The sequence below is a fragment of the Micromonospora alfalfae genome, assembly GCF_022230925.1.
Classification (GTDB): Bacteria; Actinomycetota; Actinomycetes; order Mycobacteriales; family Micromonosporaceae; genus Micromonospora; species Micromonospora alfalfae.
The window spans coordinates 1-19,850 of record NZ_JAKKFH010000003.1; the positions used below are offsets into that span (position 1 = coordinate 1).

General features: G+C 71.4%; 22 protein-coding genes. 11 read left to right on the forward strand and 11 right to left on the reverse strand.

Annotation, left to right across the window (positions count from 1 at the left end):
- Nucleotides 1-112: 112 nt before the first annotated feature.
- Complete coding sequence (locus tag MED01_RS01805) at nucleotides 113-1,873, reverse strand: DUF1996 domain-containing protein (protein WP_238666796.1); 1,761 nt, start codon at nucleotides 1,871-1,873, stop codon at nucleotides 113-115.
- A 194-nt stretch (nucleotides 1,874-2,067) separates the two neighbouring features.
- Between MED01_RS01805 and MED01_RS01810 the strand changes: the two genes are divergently transcribed.
- From MED01_RS01810 to MED01_RS01820, 3 genes are all read left to right on the forward strand, one after another.
- The gene (locus tag MED01_RS01810; protein WP_238666797.1) at nucleotides 2,068-3,252 is read left to right on the forward strand and encodes a cellulose binding domain-containing protein; all 1,185 of its coding nucleotides are present in this window, start codon (nucleotides 2,068-2,070) and stop codon (nucleotides 3,250-3,252) included.
- A gap of 9 nt (nucleotides 3,253-3,261) precedes the next feature.
- Nucleotides 3,262-4,401, forward strand: coding sequence for a glycoside hydrolase family 53 protein (locus tag MED01_RS01815; protein ID WP_238666798.1), 1,140 nt, complete (start codon nucleotides 3,262-3,264; stop codon nucleotides 4,399-4,401).
- Between the two features lie 168 nt (nucleotides 4,402-4,569).
- Nucleotides 4,570-4,716, forward strand: coding sequence for a DUF6221 family protein (locus MED01_RS01820; RefSeq protein WP_238666799.1), 147 nt, complete (start codon nucleotides 4,570-4,572; stop codon nucleotides 4,714-4,716).
- Nucleotides 4,717-4,741: 25 nt separating this feature from the next.
- Here MED01_RS01820 and MED01_RS01825 read toward each other — a convergent pair whose 3' ends face one another.
- Together MED01_RS01825 and MED01_RS01830 are read right to left on the reverse strand one after the other, a co-directional pair.
- Entirely contained in the window at nucleotides 4,742-6,037 is a 1,296-nt protein-coding gene (locus tag MED01_RS01825) for a GAF domain-containing protein (RefSeq protein WP_238666800.1), read from the reverse strand.
- Between the two features lie 216 nt (nucleotides 6,038-6,253).
- Nucleotides 6,254-6,697 carry a MerR family transcriptional regulator gene (locus MED01_RS01830; protein WP_238666801.1) on the reverse strand — a complete coding sequence of 148 codons (444 nt, stop codon included), beginning with the start codon at nucleotides 6,695-6,697 and terminating at the stop codon, nucleotides 6,254-6,256.
- A gap of 55 nt (nucleotides 6,698-6,752) precedes the next feature.
- On the opposite strand from MED01_RS01830, the gene MED01_RS01835 reads away from it, so the two are divergent.
- Nucleotides 6,753-7,670, forward strand: a complete 918-nt coding sequence (locus tag MED01_RS01835; RefSeq protein WP_238666802.1) for an oxidoreductase — start codon at nucleotides 6,753-6,755, stop codon at nucleotides 7,668-7,670.
- Between the two features lie 19 nt (nucleotides 7,671-7,689).
- Here the strand turns inward: MED01_RS01835 and MED01_RS01840 are convergent, their stop codons facing one another.
- Nucleotides 7,690-8,553, reverse strand: coding sequence for an LLM class F420-dependent oxidoreductase (locus tag MED01_RS01840; RefSeq protein WP_238666803.1), 864 nt, complete (start codon nucleotides 8,551-8,553; stop codon nucleotides 7,690-7,692).
- Between the two features lie 133 nt (nucleotides 8,554-8,686).
- Here MED01_RS01840 and MED01_RS01845 point away from each other — a divergent pair, with 133 nt between their 5' ends.
- Nucleotides 8,687-9,238 (forward strand): hypothetical protein, encoded by a 552-nt coding sequence (locus MED01_RS01845; protein ID WP_238666804.1) that lies wholly within the window; start codon nucleotides 8,687-8,689, stop codon nucleotides 9,236-9,238.
- A 1-nt stretch (nucleotide 9,239) separates the two neighbouring features.
- On the opposite strand, the gene MED01_RS01850 is transcribed toward MED01_RS01845, so the two are convergent.
- Together MED01_RS01850 and MED01_RS01855 are read right to left on the reverse strand one after the other, a co-directional pair.
- Nucleotides 9,240-9,887 (reverse strand): response regulator transcription factor, encoded by a 648-nt coding sequence (locus MED01_RS01850; protein ID WP_238666805.1) that lies wholly within the window; start codon nucleotides 9,885-9,887, stop codon nucleotides 9,240-9,242.
- A complete protein-coding gene (locus MED01_RS01855) occupies nucleotides 9,884-10,984 on the reverse strand; it encodes a sensor histidine kinase (RefSeq protein WP_238666806.1) in 1,101 nt (366 codons plus the stop codon). The genes MED01_RS01850 and MED01_RS01855 overlap by 4 nt, the downstream gene beginning before the upstream one ends.
- Before the next feature lie 141 nt (nucleotides 10,985-11,125).
- Here MED01_RS01855 and MED01_RS01860 point away from each other — a divergent pair, with 141 nt between their 5' ends.
- Complete coding sequence (locus MED01_RS01860) at nucleotides 11,126-11,719, forward strand: CDP-alcohol phosphatidyltransferase family protein (protein WP_238666807.1); 594 nt, start codon at nucleotides 11,126-11,128, stop codon at nucleotides 11,717-11,719.
- Complete coding sequence (locus MED01_RS01865) at nucleotides 11,716-12,186, forward strand: VTT domain-containing protein (RefSeq protein ID WP_238666808.1); 471 nt, start codon at nucleotides 11,716-11,718, stop codon at nucleotides 12,184-12,186. The genes MED01_RS01860 and MED01_RS01865 overlap by 4 nt, the downstream gene beginning before the upstream one ends.
- A 13-nt stretch (nucleotides 12,187-12,199) precedes the next feature.
- Here the strand turns inward: MED01_RS01865 and MED01_RS01870 are convergent, their stop codons facing one another.
- On the reverse strand, nucleotides 12,200-12,853 hold the full coding sequence (locus tag MED01_RS01870; protein WP_238666809.1) for a response regulator: 654 nt from the start codon (nucleotides 12,851-12,853) through the stop codon (nucleotides 12,200-12,202).
- Nucleotides 12,850-14,010 carry a sensor histidine kinase gene (locus MED01_RS01875; RefSeq protein ID WP_238666810.1) on the reverse strand — a complete coding sequence of 387 codons (1,161 nt, stop codon included), beginning with the start codon at nucleotides 14,008-14,010 and terminating at the stop codon, nucleotides 12,850-12,852. Before MED01_RS01875 ends, MED01_RS01870 begins: the two co-directional genes overlap by 4 nt.
- 131 nt (nucleotides 14,011-14,141) lie before the next feature.
- Between MED01_RS01875 and MED01_RS01880 the strand changes: the two genes are divergently transcribed.
- Together MED01_RS01880 and MED01_RS01885 are read left to right on the forward strand one after the other, a co-directional pair.
- Complete coding sequence (locus MED01_RS01880; protein WP_238666811.1) at nucleotides 14,142-14,543, forward strand: DUF6069 family protein; 402 nt, start codon at nucleotides 14,142-14,144, stop codon at nucleotides 14,541-14,543.
- Nucleotides 14,540-14,995 (forward strand): hypothetical protein, encoded by a 456-nt coding sequence (locus MED01_RS01885; RefSeq protein WP_238666812.1) that lies wholly within the window; start codon nucleotides 14,540-14,542, stop codon nucleotides 14,993-14,995. Before MED01_RS01880 ends, MED01_RS01885 begins: the two co-directional genes overlap by 4 nt.
- A gap of 29 nt (nucleotides 14,996-15,024) precedes the next feature.
- On the opposite strand, the gene MED01_RS01890 is transcribed toward MED01_RS01885, so the two are convergent.
- Nucleotides 15,025-15,867 (reverse strand): LysR family transcriptional regulator, encoded by an 843-nt coding sequence (locus MED01_RS01890; RefSeq protein WP_238666813.1) that lies wholly within the window; start codon nucleotides 15,865-15,867, stop codon nucleotides 15,025-15,027.
- Nucleotides 15,868-15,939: 72 nt separating this feature from the next.
- On the opposite strand from MED01_RS01890, the gene MED01_RS01895 reads away from it, so the two are divergent.
- Nucleotides 15,940-17,148, forward strand: a complete 1,209-nt coding sequence (locus MED01_RS01895; protein WP_238666814.1) for an MFS transporter — start codon at nucleotides 15,940-15,942, stop codon at nucleotides 17,146-17,148.
- Here the strand turns inward: MED01_RS01895 and MED01_RS01900 are convergent.
- Entirely contained in the window at nucleotides 17,123-18,340 is a 1,218-nt protein-coding gene (locus MED01_RS01900; protein WP_238666815.1) for an MFS transporter, read from the reverse strand. The two genes, MED01_RS01895 and MED01_RS01900, sit on opposite strands and share 26 nt — an antisense overlap.
- 133 nt (nucleotides 18,341-18,473) lie before the next feature.
- Nucleotides 18,474-19,343 carry a fructosamine kinase family protein gene (locus MED01_RS01905; RefSeq protein ID WP_238666816.1) on the reverse strand — a complete coding sequence of 290 codons (870 nt, stop codon included), beginning with the start codon at nucleotides 19,341-19,343 and terminating at the stop codon, nucleotides 18,474-18,476.
- A 47-nt stretch (nucleotides 19,344-19,390) separates the two neighbouring features.
- Between MED01_RS01905 and MED01_RS01910 the strand changes: the two genes are divergently transcribed.
- A complete protein-coding gene (locus MED01_RS01910) occupies nucleotides 19,391-19,849 on the forward strand; it encodes a serine hydrolase domain-containing protein (protein WP_238666817.1) in 459 nt (152 codons plus the stop codon).
- The last annotated feature ends 1 nt before the right edge of the window (nucleotide 19,850 follow it).

Sequence of the window (19,850 nt, forward strand, 5' to 3'; positions counted from 1 at the left end):
TGTTCACAACTGGTATCGCTCCCAGTGAATCGTCCCATCGGTAATGGCGACACCGGGTCGCGGCCGGCGGCCGGCCGCGACCCGGTGTCGCCCGAACGACGCGGCCCCGGCGTCAGGAGCAGTTCTTGCCCTTGTTGATGCAGGTGGCGATGCGTTGCATCGTCTGGGCTGAGTTGACGTTGACGAAGTCGTTGTGGTCGGAGAAGGGGTTGTGGTTCTCCTCGGGGAAGGAGTCGAGGGCGTACTGGCCCTTGACCTGCACGTCGCGGGCGATGTCGTAGGCCACTGTGATCCGCAGTTGCGGGATCGCCCGGAAACCCTGTGGGCAGGCGCCGGTGGCCTTGTCGGCGAACGCGACGTGGTTGCGGTGGTTGTCGCTGTCGACGTTCCTGCCGTCCCAGCAGCCGGGGAAGTCGTGGACACGCTGCACCTGACTGCCGGCGGGGCAGATCGGGTACTTGTCGGAGAGCCGGTCGGTGAAGCCCGAGCAGGTCCAGGTGGCGCGGGCGTTGGCCGGGCCACGGCTGGTGGGCTTGGCGTCGCCGGTGAGGGCCCGGAGGAACTTCGGCATCGGCACCACAGTGCTGACGGGGTTGCCGCGGTATTCGATCAGCACCTGCGCCGGGCGGACGATGCCGCCGGTGTTGCCGGGCAGCTCAAGGTTCGGTCCCTGCGGGTCGGGGAGCGCGGCGGCGGTGGTGGGTGCGCTGCTCGGTGCCGCCGGGGTGCTCGGGGCCTGGTCCAGCGTGCAGCCGGCGAGCGCGTCGAGACCCTGCGGGCGGGGGGCCTGCCGCCCGATCGCGGTGGCGATCCGGTCGAGCACGGCGACCCGCTTGGCGCGCAGCGGTCCGAGGATGGCGTTGTCGACGAAGGCCGGGCCGCCCTGGCCACGACTGGTGACCAGGCGCTCGTTGGCCTCGGAGATCTGCCGGTCGAGGTCGTCGAGGTTGCGGTTCACCTCGGCAAGCGCCCGATCGGGTACGCCGGGCAACCTGTCCCGCACGGCCGGGCACTGGATGCGTGGATTCGCGGCCTGGGCCGCCTTGACGCTCGCCCGGTGGGCGCTGCCGGGCATCCGGGCGTGCATGTCGTCGTAGCTGACGTCACAGTCGACAAGCGAGACCAGGCCAGGCTGGTTACCGCCAGCGGCGGTGATCGTGGTGCTGATCTGCTTGATCATTGCGGCGCGGCGGGCCCGCAGTGAGTCGATGACCTCCCGGTTGAATGCGGCGTCGATGCGGCCCCGGCTGGCGGTCATCCGGTGGTTCGCGGCGGCCTGCTGGCGATCCAACTCGGCCAGCAGGCGGTCGACGGTGCCGCGAGCCCCGGTGGGGACGGCGCGCAGCCGTTTGCCGACCGAGGGGCAGACGACCATGGGTTGGGTCTGGGCGAGGGCCTGCTGGAGCTGCTTGCCGCCGCGGACGGTCTTGTCGATGCGCACCACCGGCCAGAAGTAGGACGACTTGTCGCCGTTGCGGCAGGTGGTGCCGGAGGCGTCCAGATCGGCGTCGGAGGAGTTCGCGGTGATGGCCAGGTTGCCGACGAAGTCGTGGACGTGTTCGGCGCCGTTGCGGATGCCGGGCTGGGCCACCGGATTGTCCGGGCTGAACTTGCCGTTGCCGTTCGTGCCGCAGTCGACGGTGAACCTGCCGGTCGACGCACCGGCGGCCGGCCTCGGGTTCTGCACGTTCGGCGGCACGTTCTCGATCGACACGAACTGGTCCAGGCTGGTGGCGGCATCCGCGGTGCCCTTGCCGCCACCGGAGACGAAGGTGGCGGTGAGCGCGCCGGTGGCCGCCAGCACGAGCGCGGCCATGGCGAGTCGGGCCGGCCGGGTCTGGCCCAGTGCGGTCCCGTTCTTTCTGCGGTTCATCGGAATCTCCTCAAAGCCGGAAAGGGCTCCGGTGCTGTGCTGTCTCCCCTCGGTACGGGCCAACGGGCGGTCAACGGTCAGCGGTCACCGGGCACGTCACGGTTCGGTAAGAAGTCGGGCATGAGCCGCGCCGATCAGTGGCCGAGGCGTGAGACGCGTTGGCGATCATCGATGCCTTGCTGCATCGTCGACCTATGACAGGCGTTCGCTCGTCTTCGCTGTTCCGCCGTCTGCGGCCGGGCCTGCTGGCCGCCGTCGTGCTGTCGACGGCGGTGCTCGGCGCCGCTCTGAGCGCCGCACCGGCGGCCGACGCCGGCACCGTGACGCCCGCCGCGTACCCAGAGGTCGCCCCGGCGCCCGCTGGGGCCGCGGTGTCCGTCGCAGCGCCGGCCGGGACCGCCCCGCCAACGCCGACGCCGACAGCGCCGTCCAGTACGCCGAGCACCGCGCCCGTCCCGCCGAGCCCGCCCACGAACCTGACCGCCAGCGAGGTCCGGACCGGGTCGATCACCCTCACCTGGACGGCCGCCACGTCCAGCTGCTGCGCCATCACCGGCTACGACATCACGTACTACCAGGAGTTTGGCGACGTCATCTTCAGCGCTACCGCCGGCGCGGTCACCACCACCACGATCACCACCCACGTTGGGCCGGGCATGCAGCTCTCGTTCCGAATGATCGCCCGGGACAGCCTCGGGCAACGCTCGAACTGGTCGGACATGCTGACCGTGGTCACACCGGTGACGGACACCGGCCCGGACACCACCCCGCCGAGCGCGCCGCAGAGCCTGACCGCCGGCGAGGTGACCGCCTCGACGGCCACGTTGTCCTGGTCACCGTCGACGGACAACGTCGGCGTGCTCGGGTATGACGTCTACCGGTTCGACGGCTGGTTCATCTCCAGGCTGATCGCCACTGTGCCGGGTACGACGTACACGACGTCGCTACCTGCGTCGACACCGCAGCGCAACCTCTACTACGTGCGGGCCCGGGACGCGGTGGGCAACGTGTCGATCGCGTCCAACACTGTCGAGTTGCCCACGACGCCCCCGCCGCCCTCCACCTGCCGGGTGACCTACCGCAACCAGTCCGAGTGGCCTGGCGGTTTCGTGGCCTCGGCGACGGTCCACAACGCCGGGACGGCGCCGGTCGACGGCTGGACCGTGACCTTCAGCTTCCCCGGCGACCAGCAGGTCACCTCGGGGTGGAACGCCACGATCGGCCAGACCGGTGCCACCGTGACCGCCCGTAACGTCGACTGGAACCGTGTCCTCGCGCCGGACGGCTCGGCGACCTTCGGCATCCAGGGCCGGTGGGGTGTCAGCGACGCGCCGCCGACCGGTTTCTCTCTGAACGGCACCCCCTGCACAGTGGGCTGAAGGAGTCTCGTGGACACCCAACCGGTCACCCCCCACCGCCGCCCCAGGGCCCTGCTCGGGGCCGTCACGGCCGGCATCCTCGTCGTCGCCACCACGCTCGGCGGCACGCCCGCACCCGTCTCCGCCGCGAACACGCTCACCATGCGCGGCGCCGACGTTTCCTCGTTGCAGCGCAGCCTGGACCTGGGTGCCAGGTACTACGACGCCGGCGGGGTCGCCCGAGACCCGCTGGACATCCTGAAGTCCGTCGGCGTCAACTACATCCGACTGCGCGTCTGGAACAACCCCATCAGCGGCTACAACAACAAGAGCGCGGTGTTGGGCCAGGCGAGGGCGGCCAGGGCGAAGGGCCTCAAGGTGCTCGTCGACTTCCACTACTCCGACACCTGGGCCGACCCGGGCAAGCAGTACAAGCCGGCCACCTGGGCCGGCCACAGCCTGAGCCAACTGCGTACCGACGTCTACACCTTCACCTACGACGTCTGCTCAAGCCTGCGGGGGCAGGGCACCCCACCGGACAGTGTGCAGATCGGCAACGAGATCAACGTGGGGATGCTGTGGAACGAGGGCAAGGTCGTCAACAACGACTTCGCCCCGCTGGCCGGCCTGCTGAAGCAGGGCTACAACGCCACAAAGGCCTGCGGCAGCGGCATTCCGGTGATGATCCATACCGCAAACGCCGACAGCAACGCCAACGCCCGGTGGTTCTACGACGGCATCCGCGCCCAGGGTGTGCAGTGGGACATCACCGCCCAGTCGTACTACTGCATGTGGCACGGCAGTCTGGCGAACCTCTACAACAACATCGTCGATCTGCGCGGGCGCTACGGCAAGCCGGTGGTGATCGCGGAGACCGCGTACCCCTTCACCCGCAACAACGCGGACAGCGAGCCGAACGCCATCGGCGACGCGACCTGCGACGGCATCAGCGCGACCTGGGCCGGTCAGGCCCAGGAGTTCGACTGGGTGCAGAACACCGCCCGCAACGCGGGTGCCATCGGTGTCTTCTACTGGGAACCGACCTGGTACGCCGTCCGCGGCAACGGCTGGGACCCGGCCAACATCAACGGCACCGGAAACCAGTGGGACAACATGGCCGTCTTCGACTGGTCCGGGCGGGTGAACCCGGGCGTGCGCTGGACGCCCTGACCCTGCGCCGGACGCGCGGCGACGGTTCCTGGCCTCTGCCACTACCGCTCGGGCAGCAATGGAAGAACTCCTGAGATTCCTCCACGCCCGGTACGAGGCGGGCTGCCACGCCTACGTCGACGTGTTTCACCGCTTCGGGAGCGAAGCTCTCCTCGACAGCCAGTGCCGATGCTCGACCTGGTCGACATGCTGGCGCGGGAGTACGAGGCGATGGGCCACGGCGACGAGCGCTTCGCTGGTCTCGCGTATGCGCTCCGAGTGCTCGTGCAGTCGTACAACGAGCACCCCGACTACCGCAAGGAGTGGCGCCTCTAGCTGCCCAGCAGGCGTCCGGGAGCCGTCAGCGGTTGAGGTAGGCGTTCAGGCCACCGAGTTCCTCGCTGGCGATGAATACCGACCGCACGTTGAGGATGGCCTCTTCGACGTGGGCGGGGCAGCCCCACGCAGCGTCACCCCACGAATCGGCGACCTTGACCTCGGCTGGCGCGGTGCACCCCGCGGCACCGCCGAGCTGGCAGTGCTCGGGGTGCGGCGTGGCGGCCTGCGCGGCCGCGGCGGCACGCATCTGGGTGGCGAGTGCCGCGGCGGCGGCGGCGCGCTGCTCAGCCTCGGCGCGCAGTTCCCGCTCCACGCGCAGCACCTTGGCCAGCTCGTCATTTGCCGACTTGGCGCGTGCCTCGGCGGCGAGCTTCGCCTGCTCGATGTGGTGGCGTTCGATGGCCAGGGCCGCGGTGCCGGCGAAGAGCCGGGTGAGGGCGAGGTCGGTGTCCTGCGGGACGCGCGGCGTGCGGTGATACATCGCGAAGGTGCCCAACAGGCCGCCGTCGCGGGCCAGGATCGGCGTGGACCAGCAGGCCGCCAACCCGGCCTGGCCGGCCAGGCCCCGGAAGTCGTCCCAGAACGGATCGGTGGCGATGTCGGTGACGATGACTGGTTCCCGCCGGTGGGCGGCGGTGCCGCACGAACCGACACCTTCGCCGGTCGCGATGCCGTCGATGGCCTGGTTGTAGAAGTCGGGCAGGCTCGGCGCGGCGCCGTGGCGCAGGTGCCGGGCGTCGGGATCGGCGAGCAGGACGGAGACGAGCACCTCCTGCGGTGCGAGGTTCTCGATACAGCGGGCCATCCCGTCGAGCACCTCGGTCAGGGGCGCCTGGCGGGCGATCTGCTCCAGCAGGGCACGGTGTTCGGCCATCAACCGTTGGGCGTGCTTGACCTGCGTCGTCTCCACGCCGAGCACACGGATCCCGGTCACGTTGCCGTCGGCGTCCCGACGCGGCTCGTAGGTGAAGTCGAAGAACGCCTCCCGCGCCTGCGGGCCGTTGCCCAGCTCGACCCGGACGTCACGGCCGGTGTAGGGCTCACCCGTGCGGAAAACCTGGTCCAGGAGCGCGATGAATCCCTGACCGGCCAGTTCGGGCATCAGCTCGGCGATGGCCACCCCGACCCGGGCCCGCTCCTCGCCGATGGTGGCGAAGAACGCCGGGTTCGCCGTCTCCACCAGGTGCGATGGCCCCGCCAGAGACGCGAAGACGGCGATGGACTGCCCGAACAACGCGCGCAGGTCCTCCTCCGCTGCTTGCTCGGCAGCCGCCGAACCCGCAACAGCAGTAGACCGTTGGCCTGGTACTGCGGTCATGGTGTGGCTTCGCCTCTCGTCTGCGGATACGGGAACGCCGGTGGTGCCACCCGGGCGGTGAGGGTGGCCGTGCTGCGGAGGTGCTTGGCCGAGGCCACCGCCGGTGCAGCGTACCCATCTGCCCGACACTCAGGTCCTACCCACCAACCAGGCACCGCAACCCGGCACTCGAACGGCCACGAGAGCCAGCGAACCTGGTCCGGCCGGCCGTGTTCATCAGCCCAGCTGAGGTGTGTGCTCTGTCGGGGCGGGCTGGGGTTGCTGTTGCCAGGGATCATTGGAGGCGCCGGCGGCGAGGTGTTTTTCGTAGCTGGCCACTTTGCCGTTGATGAGTCCGAGGGTGTCGTGCAGCTGCGTGAGCTGCTCGCTGATGTGGAGCTGGTGTTCGCGAAGCAACGCGAGCCGCTCGGCCTCGTTGCCGCTGCCCTCGCGTACGAGCTGGGCCAGGCGGCTGATGGTGGTGAGCGGCATCCCGGAGGCACGGAACTTCACGCAGTTTGCCAGCCACTCGACGTCCCAGGCGCTGTAGACGCGCCTGCCGGACCCGTCGCGCCGCACCTCGCTGGCCAACAAGCCCTCACGCTCGTAGAGCCGCAGGGTGTGCACGCTCAACCCGGTGCGCTGCGCCACCTGCCCGATGCTCAGGCCGCTGTCCGCCATGGCGTCGACCGTAGCCATTGACCTAGACCTCGGTCTAGCACCTAGCGTCCGCGACATGAGCAGAGACACGACCCACACCAGGTTCGGTGCCCACAGTACGGCCGGAGACGTCCTCGCCGGGCTCGACCTCACCGGAAAGACCGCCCTCGTCACAGGCGGCTACTCCGGTCTCGGTCTCGCCACGACCCGCGCGCTCGCCCGAGCCGGGGCTCGGGTCGTCGTCCCAGCTCTCCGTCCGGATGCAGCGCGGCAGGCACTCGCCGACGTAGCCGGGGTCGAGGTCGACCAGCTCGATCTCGCCGACCTCACCTCCGTCCGCGCCTTCGCCGTACGGTTCCTCCGCAGCCACCCCGCGCTCGACATCCTGATCGCGAATGCCGGCATCATGGCCTGCCCGGAAACCCGGGTTGGACCCGGCTGGGAAGGGCACTTCGCGGTCAACCACCTCGGCCACTACGCGCTGACGAACCTGTTGTGGCCCGCGCTCACCGCCCCCGACACGGCTCGCGTCGTCTCGGTGGCCTCCGGGCGCAACCCGGCGTGGCGTATCCGGTGGGACGACGTGCAGTTCCAGCGCGGGTACGACAAGTGGGAGGCGTACACCCAGTCCAAGCTCGCGAACATCCTGTTCGCCCGCCACCTCGACCTGCTCGGCAGGCCGCACCGCGTCCGTGCCTTCTCCACAAACCCTGGCTGGATCCTCACTCCCCTGCAACGGCACCTCGCAGCCGAGGAGATGGTCGCCGCCGGCTGGATCGACGCTGAAGGCGCTCCCACGCCGGGCCTGTTCAAGACCGTCGAGCAAGGCGCGGCGACCCAGGTCTGGGCCGCCACGTCACCCCAGCTCGACGCGAACGGCGGCGACTACTGCGTGGACTGCCGCATCACCGACGGCAGCCCCACGGACAGGGGCGAGGCGGCCCGCCTCTGGGCGCTCTCGGCCGACCTGACCGGCCTCGATCTCCTCCGGTGAGTCAGAGCGCAGTCGGAGGTCAGATCAGGGCTGCGGCGAGGGCGCGGAACGCGTCGGCGGGGAACGACGTGTCGTCGCCGCCGTTGAGCACCTGGATCGCCACCTCGTCCGCGCCGGCCTGGTAGTGCTTCTCCAACCCGGCCACCACATCCTCGACGCTGCCCCACGGGATCAGGGCGTCGACGAGGCGGTCACTGCCGCCGGCGGCGAAGTCCTCGTCGGTCCAGCCGAATCGCCGCAGGTTGTTGGTGTAGTTCGGCAGCGCGAGGTACCCGCTCGTGTACTGGCGGGCGGTGGCACGCGCGGTGGTGGGGTCCGCGTCGAGAACCACAGCGACCTCGGGGGCGAGCAGCCGGTCGGGCCCGATTGCCGCCCGCGCTGCGGCGGTGTGCTCGGCTGGGACGAAGTACGGGTGCGCCCCGGTCGAGCGGTCGCGGGAGAGTTCGAGCATCCGCGGGCCCAGTGCCGCCAGGATGCGCCGCTCGGGCGAAAGCCCGGCCGCGTCGAGGCCGTCGAGGTACTGCACCATCCGTGAGTACGGCTTGCGATAGTCGGTGCCGCCGCTCTCCACCACCACCGCGTGGCTGGCGCCGAGACCGAGCAGGAACCGGCCGGGATGCGCCTGCTCCGCGTCCTTGGCGAACGCCGCCGCCTCGGGAGGCGACGAGTGCCAGATGCTGACGATCCCGGTAGCGACCCCGATGCGCGTGGTCCCGTCCAGGATCTCCCGGAAGCGGGGAGCGACGTTCTCGCCGAAACCACCGGAGAACCAGATTCGTGAGTAGCCCAGGTCCTCCAACTCGGTCGCGGCGTCGATGGCCGCGCCCTGACTCTCGCTAGCAAGGAAGAACGGTTGCCATACGCTGACGAGTCGTTGTGCCATAGCGCAACCCTACGACCCATCAACCGCCGACCGTGTCAGCTAGCGCTTCCAAGCCCGATGTGAACGGGCCGACAGGGCCGCCGGCAGAGTCTGTGGGGTCAAGCGCCGAGCCGGTCCACGGTAGCCTCGCGGCATGGGTTCGACCTGGTCGATGACCAAGCGGCTCAGCCTGATGTGGATATCGACTGTGCTCCTGCTTGTGCTGTTCGCGCACGGACCGCGTGTCGAGTACCTGCCGATCGAGGCGCTCACCGGCAGCGTCTGGGCGGCGCTCCTCGGCGCGGGGGCGATCCTGTCGAGCAGGTTGGCCAGGCGGGGGCACGGCAAGAGTGCCATTGGGCTGCTGTGCGTGGCTGCCCTGGTTGCCTGCGATGTGGCCGTCGTCGTCGACAGCGCGTTGATCTACGACGGGGCCGGTTACTGGACGCTCAACGGTGGTGTCGGCCTGCCGTACTCGTACGCGCCGTTGTGGTATCCGGCCTCGCTGCTGCCGGGGACCGATGTCTTCGGCATCGACCAGACGGCCATCACGGCGGGCGATGTCGAGTGGCAGGCCGAGCACGTCGCTCCGGTGGCCGTGGTGCTGACCATCGCGTCGGCCCTCGTCATCGCCGTCGTGGCGAGGGCGCTGACCGGGGGGCGGCAGGCCAGCCCGCAGCGCCGGCCGATCCGCGCCGGCGCCTGACTCAGGGCGTCAGGCCGGCCTGGATCGCCAGGATGGCTGCTCGTACGCGATCGCGGCTGCCGGTCTTGGCCAGCACGTTCGTGACGTGGGTCTTGACGGTGCTCATGGACAGGTAGAGGCGTTCGGCGATCTCGTTGTTGTTGAGCCCCGCGCCGATCAGGGCGAGCACGTCGGTTTCCCGGGCGGTCAGCTGGTAGGCCGCCAACTCCACGCGGGTGGCCGGGCCGGTCGCGCGGACCCGTTCGAGGACGGCGCCGGTGACCTCGGCGGAGAGGACCGCCTCGCCGGCCGCGACGGTGCGCACCGCGGCGATCAGGTCGCGGGCGCTGGAACGCTTGAGCAGGAACCCTCGTGCGCCGGCGGCGATGGCGTCCAGGACGTAGGCGTCGTCATCGAAGGTGGTGACGACGATGACGGCCGGGGCGTGGGGGATCGTGGCCAGCTCGCGGGTGGCTTGCAGGCCGTCGAGCACCGGCATGCGGATGTCGACGAGGGCGACGTCGATGCGGGAGTCTCGACGTACGGCGTCGAGGAACTGCCTGCCGTCGGCCGCCTCGGCCGCGACCTGGATGTCGGGTTGGGACCGCAGGATCAGGCTGAAGCCGTCCCGGACCAGTTCCTGGTCGTCGGCGATCGCGACGCGGATCATGTGTTCACCGGCAGGTCGGCCTGCACCACAGTGCCGCCGCCGGGGCGGTGGCTCAGCTCCCAGCTCCCGCCGCGCGCGGCAACGCGCTCCCCGATGCCGAGCAGGCCCGAGCCGCTCGTTGGTGCGCGGGGCGGGCCGACGCCGTCGTCGCTGATCCGCAGGCGGGCGTGATTGCCGACGCGGGCCAGTTCGACCCAGGCCTGGCTGGCTTTCGCGTGGCGGGCGATGTTGGTGAGGGCCTCCTGGGCGATGCGGTATGCGGTCAACACGCCGATCTCGTCCAGGCCCGGCTCGGGGTCCACCTGGACCCGCACCGTCACGCCCTGCTGGCGCAGCGGCTGGGCGAGCAGCTCGTCGATGTCGGACAGGCGCGGCGGGGCGCTCACCGCTATCGACGCGTCCGGATCGCGCAGGTGCACGACGAGCGTGTCCAGTTCGCTCAGTGCGGTGCGGCCACTGCCCGCGATCGCCCGCAGCGCCGCCCCCGGGTCGTCACTGAGCTGGCCCGCCTCGGCCTGCACCACCATCGCTGTGACGTGGTGGCCGACCACGTCGTGCAGCTCGCGGGCCAGATTGGTGCGCTGTTCGAGCCAGGCGGCCTGGCCGCGCAGGTCGTCGGTCTCCCGGGTGAGGGCGTTGCCGCGTGACCACGATCGCAACAGGATCGCCAGGAGGTAGCCGGCCGTCACGAAGAAGAACGGCTGTTCGTACAGCCCGCGCCCGTTGAGCAGCGCGACGCTGAGGGCGCCGGCCGCGCCGGCCAAGCCACCCACCCACCCCAGCCACGGGTGTCGGGCCGGGTCCTCGCAGACCGAGACGAACACCAGGCCGGCGGCTGCCAAACCCAACTGAACCGACTCGCCGGTGCTCACGATCGCCACGAACCCCGCGCAGACCGCGAAGACCGCGGTTCGGTAGCGGGGGCGCAGCGTTATGGCCCCGAGGCCGACCGGCAGCACCAGCCACGCCCAGCCCGCCGGCACCGACACGCCGTCCTCGACGGTGGTGACCACCGCGGCGATGATCAAAACCACCGCGGCGTACGCGAGTCGGCGCACTCGCTCGGGGTCGCGCACCAGTTCGCGGATTCCAGTCATCACCTGGACAGTCTCCGTGACCAGCCGGAAGACCGACCAGTACCCAGGTACCGGATCGGCCGGCACCCCGGTACCGCCCTCGGAACCAGATCGGCACCGTGGCACGTTCCGCGACAACGCTCACCGGACGACTCTGCGGAGGTGACTCTCGTCGACTCCCGCGCCGCCATCACCGTCGGCCCGCTCCGTACGGTTCCCAACTACATCACCGCCATCCGCACGGTCGCCGCTGTCACCGTCGGTATCGTGGCCCTCGTCTCCGGGTCGGTGGCATTGATGGCGGTATCGTACGGTATCTACTGGCTCGGTGACGTGCTCGACGGCTGGGCCGCCCGCCGGCTCGGACAGGAGACCCGCGCCGGGGCCGTCTTCGACATCGTGAGCGACCGCGCCTGCACCGCCGTACTCTGCGTGGGCCTGGTCTCCCTCGTGCCGGACGTCGCGGTCGTGGCAGTGGTCTTCCTGCTCTCGTTCCTGGTGCTGGACACCATGCTGTCGCTGGCGTTCCTGTGCTGGCCGGTGCTCAGCCCCAACTACTTCCACCTGGTCGACCGGCGGGTGTGGGTGTTGAACTGGTCGCCAGTGGCCAAGGTCGCCAACACCGCCGGCGTCATCGGCGCCATCGCGTTCGGGCAGCACCTGCTCGCGCTGGGCGTCGCCGTCGCCGTCGTCGCGGTCAAGCTGTGGTCGGTCGCAGCGGTGGTCCGGCTGCTCGAACGGGACGGCCGGGCATGAGCAGCCTCGCCGAGGCCGTGGTAGCGCTCGGCTACGGTGTCGCTTCGGCGCTCGTCCCGGTCGTCAACGCCGAGGCGTACGCAGTGGTCGCCGGTCAGCGTGCCGGCCACGCTCTCGTGGCCGTGGTCGCCCTGGCGCTCGGGCAGACCGCCGGCAAGCTGCTGCTGTTCGAGTCGGCGCGTCGCGGATCGGGACGGCTGGCCCGGACGGTCGCGAAACGGGGAAAGTCAGGTCGCGCGGCGGCTCGGGCCGCGCGGTGGACCGAGCCGATCCGGCGCTGGCTCTCCCGCCGCCGCACCGCCCTACCGACAGTGCTGGCCTCCGCCGCGGTCGGGGTTCCACCGCTGGCCGTCGTCAGCCTCGCCGCCGGCACCGCGGGCCTTCGACGCTGGGAGTTCGCCGTCGCCTGCCTCTCCGGGCGGGTGATCCGTTTCGCCCTCCTGCTCCTGCCAGCGGTGCTGGCCTGACCCCGGCTCCCCGTCAGAGGAGCCGACCGTCGTGGGCGAGCAGAGCGATCTGGGTGCGGTTGTCGAGATCCAGCTTGGTCAGGATGTGCGAGACGTGGGCCTTCACCGTCGTCACGCTCATCAGCAGCTCGCTGGCGATCTCGGCGTTGGAGCGCCCCTGGGCGATGGCCAGCACGACGTCGCGTTCCCGGGGCGTGAGCAGGGCCAACCGCTGCTGCGCCCGCTCGTGGGACTCGGCCCCCGAGGCGACCCGCTGCATGAGGCGGCGCGTCACGCCCGGAGACAGCATCGGGCTGCCGGCCGCCACCGCGCGGACCGCCTGACTGATCTGCTCGGGCGGGGTGTCCTTGAGCAGGAAGCCGCTCGCGCCGGCCCGGAGGGCTCGCACCACGTGCTCGTCGGTGTCGAACGTGGTGAGCACGATGATCTCGGGTGGCCGGTGGCGGCGGCGCAGGCGCTCGGTGGCGGTGATGCCGTTGACGCCGGGCATCCTGATGTCCATCAGCACCACGTCGGGCAGGTGCCGGTCCACCGCCGTGATCGCCGTGGCGCCGTCGGCGGCCTCGCCCACGACGACGATCCCGTCGGCGCCGTCGAGCATCAGCGTGAGCATTCCCCGTACGAGGGGATCGTCGTCCACGATGACGACCCGGATCGGAACCGTCACGTCGGCCACGGCAGCCACGCGCTGAGCTGGAACCGGCCGGCGGCGTCGACGTGGTGGTCGACCCGACCGCCGCTGAGCGCAGCCCGTTCGGCAAGGCCGATCAGGCCGGTGCCTGCGCTGCCGGTGGCGCTGCTGTCGGGCGTCGTCGGGTTGCTCACCGCGATGCTGAGGCCAGAGCCGGGCGCGCCGCCGAGCACCAGCCGGACCGGCTGACCGACGGCGTGCTTGCGGGCGTTGGTCAGTGCCTCCTGCGCAATCCGGTACGCGGTGCGGCCGACAGTCGGGGGGATCTCGACCGGCGGGCCGAGCCTGTCGTCGACCTCGATCTGTTGCCCGGCGGCCCGCGCCTCGTCGACCAGGCACGGCAGGTCGTCGAGGGTCTGCCCGGGTGGCGCGTCGGTCGGCGAGTCGGTGTCGTCGCTGCGCAGCAGGGTGATGACCTCGCGCAGCTCGTCGAGGGCGTGGTGTGCGCTGGCCCGGATCACCCCGGCGGCGGCGCTGAGCCGCTCGGGCGGCGCGTCCGGCCGGTACTCCATCGCACCGGCGGCGGCAGCCAGCAGTGACAGCCGGTGTGCCAGCACGTCGTGCATCTCCCGTGCGATCCGGCTGCGCTCCGCCGCCCGCGCCTCGTCGACCCGTCGTTCCTGCTCCTGCTCGGCCCGCCGGGCCCGGTCCCGCAGCGCCGCCAACAGGGCGTTCCGGGCCTGCGCCCAGGTGCCCCAGCCGAGCAGGGCCGCGTAGGCGATCGTCATCAGCACCAGCCGCCAGCCGTACGGCAGGCTGGGCACCGGTCGCCAGAACGCCTGCACCGCCTCGCCCGCCACGCCGACCGCCGCCACCGCCGCCGCTTGCCGAAACGGCCGGTTGCGGGCGATGAACAGGACCGCGAAACTGGCCACCGGCGTGAGCACCGGAGACAGCGCTACGAGCAGGCCGGCCAGCACGCCACCGACCTGCGGGCGGCGGACGACCACCGGAACGAGGGCCAGGGCGGCCACCGCCAGCGCGACGTCGACGCCGACCAGGCCGGCGGAGCTGGACCGGGTGGCGGACCACAGCATGGTCGCGACGAGGACGCCTACCGCCACCGTCGTCACCACCACCGGGACGGAACGCCACGTCCGCGGCGGCTTGACCTCGCACGTCGCCGCATCCACATCGCGCACGCTACTGGGCTCGCGGCGGTCCGGACCACCTCCTTTGGTAGTACGCCGAGCGGCCGGCGGACGTACCCGCCGCGGCGTCTCGACCGACGCGTCCGGCCCGGCCCGGTCCGCAGACTCAGGCCATGACGAACAACCTTCTCCTGGGACGGGCCGCGGTGGTGGCCGGCGCGACAGTGGTGGCGGTGGTCGAGTTCGCGCTGCTGAACTCGGCGGCCGGCGTCGACCTGGCGGTCAGGTCCGCAAACTCGACCCGGCAGATCACCGTGGCCGCGGTCATCGTGGCCACCGTGGTCGCGGCACTGGCCGGCTGGGCGCTGCTCGCGGTGCTGGAACGCCGCACCAACCGCTCCCGCGTCTGGTGGACCTCGATCGCGGTCATCGTGCTGCTGCTGTCGCTCGTGGTCGGGCCGCCGAGTGGCGTCGGCGGGGGAGCGAAGGCGACCCTCGCTCTGCTGCACCTGAGCGTCGGCGTCATCCTCATCCTCGGCCTGCCCCGGTCACGTCCGGCAGGGGCGAACCGATGACCACGCTGACCGTACGCAAACAGGACGGGGCCTTCGTCCTCGACTCCGGGGCGCGCGCGTCGCTGCGTACCGGCTGGACCTGGCGGTGCGGCGAGATCCGCACCGGCACCGGCCGCTGGACCGTCGCGCCTACCGGCCGCCGACGCATCGGGTTCACCGCCCAGGGCGAGTACGGCGTGCCGGTGCGGCTCGATCCGGGCCGGTCGCACGTGCCGGGGCCCGGCGGGGTGGCCCGCTGGTCGCCCGGCCGCTGCGGCGGTGAGCTGGTACGCGACGGGCACCGCCTCGCGGTACGCCTGCCCGGCCGGCGCGGCGGGCCGATCCGCGTCGAGGTCACCGGCGAGTGGGCCGAGCTGGAGTTGGTGGTGCTCACCGCCTGTTTCGCGCTGATGAGTCAGCGGCGGCGACGCACCCTGATCGTGATGGCTGTCGTCAGCGCGGGCAGTGGGTGACCGCCGGCCCCGACGGTGAGGGTGAGTGCTCAGACGATGCGACGGAGCACCGTCTCCACGGCATCGATCAGTGGATCACCCTCGGTCCGGGGGTGCCGGGCGAGACCGAACTCGACGTCCGGCAGGGCGGGCAGGGCATCAGTGTCGCGGCAGATCATGACCGGTTCGAGGTTCGCGGGCATGAGCGCCGCGACGCCGAGCCCGGCCCGTACCGCGGCGAGCACCCCGACCAGGCTGTTGCTCTCGAAGGCCACCCGCCAACGCCGATCGGCGGTCTCCAGCGCGTCCAGCACCGACGTACGCCAGGAGCACGGGTTGGAGAAGAGCACCACCGGCAGCGGATCGGCGCTCACGTCCACACCCTGCCCGGTCGCCCAGACCAGCGGGGCGCGCACCGTCCAGCGCGGCGGCCCGGGAATGTCCGGTACCGCGTCCAGCACGAGTTGGACGCGGCCCGTGTCGTAGGCCTCCCGCATGGCGACGTTGGAGCAGCTGAGCACCTCCAGCGTCGCGCCGGGGTGCAGCCGGGCGAGGTCGGCGAGGGCCTGCGGAAGGTGGGACGCGGCGAGGTCTTCGAGCAACCCGACGCCACAGTGGCCGGTGAGCGCGCGTCCGGTTTCGGCGAGTGCCTGTGCGGAGAGCGAGAGGATGCGTTCGGCGTACGGCAGGAGTTCCTCGCCCGCCCGGGTCGGCGAGACACCAGACGACGACCGGTGCAGCAGTGGACGACCGACGACGCTTTCGAGCTTGCGTAGCTGCTGGCTGAGGCCGGGCTGGGTCTGCCCGAGAGCGGTCGCGGCACGGCTGATGCTGCCCTCCCGCACGGCGGCGACGAACGACCGCAGCAGGGCGGTCTCCAGATCCTTTGCCATAAGCAATCATTATGCCAGCCTCAACGAAATCGAGCCTTCTTATGGCGGGCGGGCGGAACTAGCGTCAACCGGGTGACCAGCTACCGGCAGGTGCTCGCCGTGCCTGGGATGGCACCGCTGCTGGGCGTCTCGTTGCTCGCCCGCACCGCGATAACGGCCGACGTGATGGCGCTGACCCTCGTCGTCGTCCTCGGCCTGGAGCTGAACTACGCGGCGGCCGGTGCTGTCGCGGCGGCCCTGACCGCCGGAGTGGCGCTGGGCGGGCCGCTGCTCGGCCGCATGATCGACTCACGGGGCCTGCGCCTCGTCCTGCTGGTGACCGTCACCGCGCAGGTCGTGTTCTGGCTGGGTGTGCCGGTCCTGCCGTACGGGTTCCTGCTGGTCGCCAGCTTCGTCGCCGGCCTGTTGATGGTGCCGGCCCAGGCGGTGAGCAGGCAGGCGATCGCCGCGATGACGACGGCGGAACAGCGCCGGGCCGCGTTCGCGCTGGAATCGGTGCAGGGCGAACTGTCGTACATCGTGGGGCCGGCGGTGGTGATCCTGGGCGCGGCGACGGTGTCTCCCGACGTGGTGGCGTGGGGGGTCGGCGCCGCGATCCTGGCCGGCGGCGTCGGAATCGCCGTGCTCAACCCACCGATGCGCGGTCAGGACGAGGCGGACGCCGCAGCGGCGGAACGACCTCCGCGCCGGCAGTGGCTGGACGCCAGGATGATCGCCGCTCTGACGATGGCGTTCGGGACGACGACCCTGCTCAGCGGCGTCGACCTCGCCATCGTCGCCACCCTGCGGGAGGCAGGTCAGGTGTCCTGGGCAGCCGTGGTCGTCGTGGTGTTCGGCGTGTCGTCGGTCATCGGCGGGCTGGTCTACGGCGCGCTGACCCGGCCACTGCCGACCTGGCTGCTGCTCGGCCTGCTCGGGCTCGTGACGATCCCGGCCGGGCTGGCCCGCGACTGGCAGTGGTTGTGCGTGGCCGTCGTCGGCAGCGGGCTCCTCACCGCGCCGACCCTCGGCACGGTGGCCGACGCGGTGAGCCGGTTGGCGCCACCCGGTGTGCGGGGCGAGGTCATCGGTCTGCAGTCCTCGGCGCAGAGCGCCGGCTTCGCGCTCGGCGCCCCGCTGGTCGGCGTGGCGATCGACCTCTCCGTGCCGGCGGGTGGCTTCGCGACGGCCGGCCTCGCCGGCCTCGGCGCCGCACTGACCGGATATCTGCTGTCCCGCCGCCCGCCCGCGCGGACAGCGCGAACGAGCACGCCGATCAGCGTCCAGACCCGCGTGCCGTAGCTGAGGGAGGAGCGACGGTCGACGCCGGCCCGACGACGCGGCCCCGACGCGCGTCCACGGCGAGCAGCGTCAGGGCGGCCAGCGTCAGCAGACCCCCGGCGAGCGCCAGCGGGCGTGCCCCCAGGGCGGGCAGGAGGGCGCCGCCGAGCAGTGATCCACCGGCGATGCCGGCGTTGAAGGCGGTGCTGACCCCGGCCGACGCGATGTCGGTGCTGCCCGGGGCCAGTTGCAGCATCCGGTTCTGCACGGCGGAGCCGAACGCCGCGTACGCGAGGCCGATCCCGGCGAGAAGCGCTACCACGCCCGGTTTGAGCGCGCCGAGCGCGTAGAGCCCGAGCAGCGAGGCCGTGCCGATGCCCAACGGCGTCAGCAGCGAAGCGATCGGCCGGGTGTCCAGAGTCCGGGCCGCGACCAGGGTGCCGACGACACCGGCCGCGCCGGAGACGAACAGCAGCGGCGCCAGCACCGCGTCGGCGAAGCCGCTGACGTCGAGCAGGAACGGTGTCACGTAGGTCTGCAGGGTCATGAAGCCGCCGATGCCGAGGGCGGTGGCGATCAGCAGGACGGCGAAGCGCCGGCCGTCCGGTGCGCTGCCCCGGGCGGCGCCGCCGGCGGCCGGGGGATAGGAGGGGAGAAGGAGCAGCACCGCGGCGGCGATAGCCAGACCGATCCCGGCGAGCACAGCGAACGCCGCGCGCCAGCCGGCTTGCTGCCCGAGCCAGGTGCCCAGGGGTACGCCGAGCACCGGAGCGAGCGTCGCCCCGGTCGCGAACAACGCCACCGCCCGACCGCGCACCGCGACCGGGAAGGGCCCGATCACTGTCGCCGTGGCGACGGACCAGAACAGCGCCTGGGCGAGGGCGGTCACCAGGCGGGTGCCGGCCAGCACGGCGTACGTCGGCGCGAGCGCGGCGGCTGCGTTCGCGGCGGCGAACAGGAACATCGTGACACCGAGCAGGTGCCGCCGGGGGACCCGCTGGGTCAGTCGGGTCAGCGGTACGGACGCCAGCACCACCACGATGGCGTACCCACTGACCAGCAGGCCCACCTGCGAGCGGGAGCGGTCCAGATCGGGTGCGATGCGGGTCAGCAGACCGACCGGCAGCAGCTCGGTAGTGATGAACGCGAACGCGGCGAGCGAGAGCGTGACGAGCACCGCACTGGCCCTTCGCGGCGACACCTCCGGTGCCATGGCCCCACCCCCCCCAGTGAAGTGGTCACCGTAACGAGGGCCTGACCTTGGGCCGCTCGCGGGCCTCGACGGAGGTGGACCACGTTGACGGAACAGTCCGGCCGCTCGCCGCGTCCGGCGGCCGGGCCTCCGGTCAGGTTCGGGTCCGGAACGGGGCAAGGACGGCGCGGATCTGATCGGCAGCGCCCCAGTCGTCGTCGAACTGGGCGAGCACCGCGAGGTGTTGTCGCAGCTGGATGACCGGCATCCGGGCCTCCCAGCCGGCGTCGAGCGCGGTCAGCTCCGCGTAGACCTCGAACATCCGTCGTGCCTCGGGCGGGGGCGAGGTGGACCACACGTGCGCGAGGTCGACCTCGGCCCACAGGTACGACACGGCCGGGTCGATCAGCGCCGGCTCTCCGTCCGCGGTGGCCAGGACGTTCTGTGCCCACAGGTCGCCGTGCGTCAGACACGCCGGACGCTCCGGCAGCAGGTCGGGCAGCCGGTCGCAGAGCCGTTCCAGCGCCGACCGGTCCTCCGCGTCGAGCGCCGCCCCGACGCGGGGCTCGTCGAGCCAGCGCAGCAGCCGGTGCTCCGCGAAGAAGGCGAAGCCGTCGTCGTTCCACGTGTTGACCTGGCGGCGACGGCCCAGCCAGTTGTCGTGGTGCCAGCCGAAACGGGAATGGGTGGTATTCAGGTGCAGGTGTGCGAGCACGTGTGCGAACTGCTCCCAGAAGGCCTCGCTGCGCGGCCTCTCGCTCAACACCGACAACACCAGGACGTCCCGGTCCGCCAGGATCACCTCGGGTGTCGCCACACCGCCCAACTCGCGCAGGGTGGCCAGCCCTTCCGCCTCGGCGACGAAGACGTCGTCGGCCGGCGGGTCGTCGAATGCCTTGACGAACACCGGCGGCGCGTCCCGGCGGGTGGCGATGCCGGCGAGCGCCGCGAGCCCGCCGGTCACCGGCCGCACCGTGACGACCTCGCGCATACCGGCCAGGTGCAGACGCTCCAGCAGGGTCACGGCACGCTCCTCAGGTCCGGCGTACGAGGTCGTCCGATCCTATGTGGTTGATCACGGCTCGCCCTGCCGGCGGCGGGGGCGTTGGACACTGCTGGGCATGGGTCACGTGTCGGTGGATCAGCAGCGGCCGGGTCGAGGTGGTCTCCGGCGGCGCGCACTGGGGCGGGGGACTGGTCGTCCCGGCCCGGGACCTGGCAGTGATCGGGCAGCTCTTCCTGGACCGCGGGACCCATGGCGGGACCCGGTTGCTCAGCGCCGAATGGATTGAGCAGTCCTGGGCCCCGTGCACGGTCAAACGGGAGTACGGCTATCTGTGGTGGCTCAACGATGAGCAGGTGCCGTGGCCCGGAGCCCCGACGACCGGCCGCAGCGCCCGGGGCAACGGAGGACGACACCTGCTGTGGGTCGACCCGGCCCGGGAACTGGTCCTCGTCTCCCACTGGACCGAAGAGCCGCTCGGTCTGATCCGGGAGGTTTCTCGTACCGTCACGAGCCGCACGGGATGAC

Bases quoted from the DNA above. Each gene is read 5' to 3' on its own strand.
- MED01_RS01825 (WP_238666800.1), bottom strand. From the start codon at position 6,037: ATGACCGCAGTACCAGGCCAACGGTCTACTGCTGTTGCGGGTTCGGCG.
- MED01_RS01845 (WP_238666804.1), top strand. From the start codon at position 8,687: ATGGGTTCGACCTGGTCGATGACCAAGCGGCTCAGCCTGATGTGGATA.
- MED01_RS01810 (WP_238666797.1), top strand. From the start codon at position 2,068: ATGACAGGCGTTCGCTCGTCTTCGCTGTTCCGCCGTCTGCGGCCGGGC.
- MED01_RS01885 (WP_238666812.1), top strand. From the start codon at position 14,540: ATGACCACGCTGACCGTACGCAAACAGGACGGGGCCTTCGTCCTCGAC.
- MED01_RS01835 (WP_238666802.1), top strand. From the start codon at position 6,753: ATGAGCAGAGACACGACCCACACCAGGTTCGGTGCCCACAGTACGGCC.
- MED01_RS01830 (WP_238666801.1), bottom strand. From the start codon at position 6,697: ATGGCGGACAGCGGCCTGAGCATCGGGCAGGTGGCGCAGCGCACCGGG.
- MED01_RS01840 (WP_238666803.1), bottom strand. From the start codon at position 8,553: ATGGCACAACGACTCGTCAGCGTATGGCAACCGTTCTTCCTTGCTAGC.
- MED01_RS01890 (WP_238666813.1), bottom strand. From the start codon at position 15,867: ATGGCAAAGGATCTGGAGACCGCCCTGCTGCGGTCGTTCGTCGCCGCC.
- MED01_RS01820 (WP_238666799.1), top strand. From the start codon at position 4,570: ATGCTCGACCTGGTCGACATGCTGGCGCGGGAGTACGAGGCGATGGGC.
- MED01_RS01805 (WP_238666796.1), bottom strand. From the start codon at position 1,873: ATGAACCGCAGAAAGAACGGGACCGCACTGGGCCAGACCCGGCCGGCC.
- MED01_RS01855 (WP_238666806.1), bottom strand. From the start codon at position 10,984: ATGACTGGAATCCGCGAACTGGTGCGCGACCCCGAGCGAGTGCGCCGA.
- MED01_RS01880 (WP_238666811.1), top strand. From the start codon at position 14,142: ATGACGAACAACCTTCTCCTGGGACGGGCCGCGGTGGTGGCCGGCGCG.
- MED01_RS01865 (WP_238666808.1), top strand. From the start codon at position 11,716: ATGAGCAGCCTCGCCGAGGCCGTGGTAGCGCTCGGCTACGGTGTCGCT.
- MED01_RS01850 (WP_238666805.1), bottom strand. From the start codon at position 9,887: ATGATCCGCGTCGCGATCGCCGACGACCAGGAACTGGTCCGGGACGGC.
- MED01_RS01900 (WP_238666815.1), bottom strand. From the start codon at position 18,340: ATGGCACCGGAGGTGTCGCCGCGAAGGGCCAGTGCGGTGCTCGTCACG.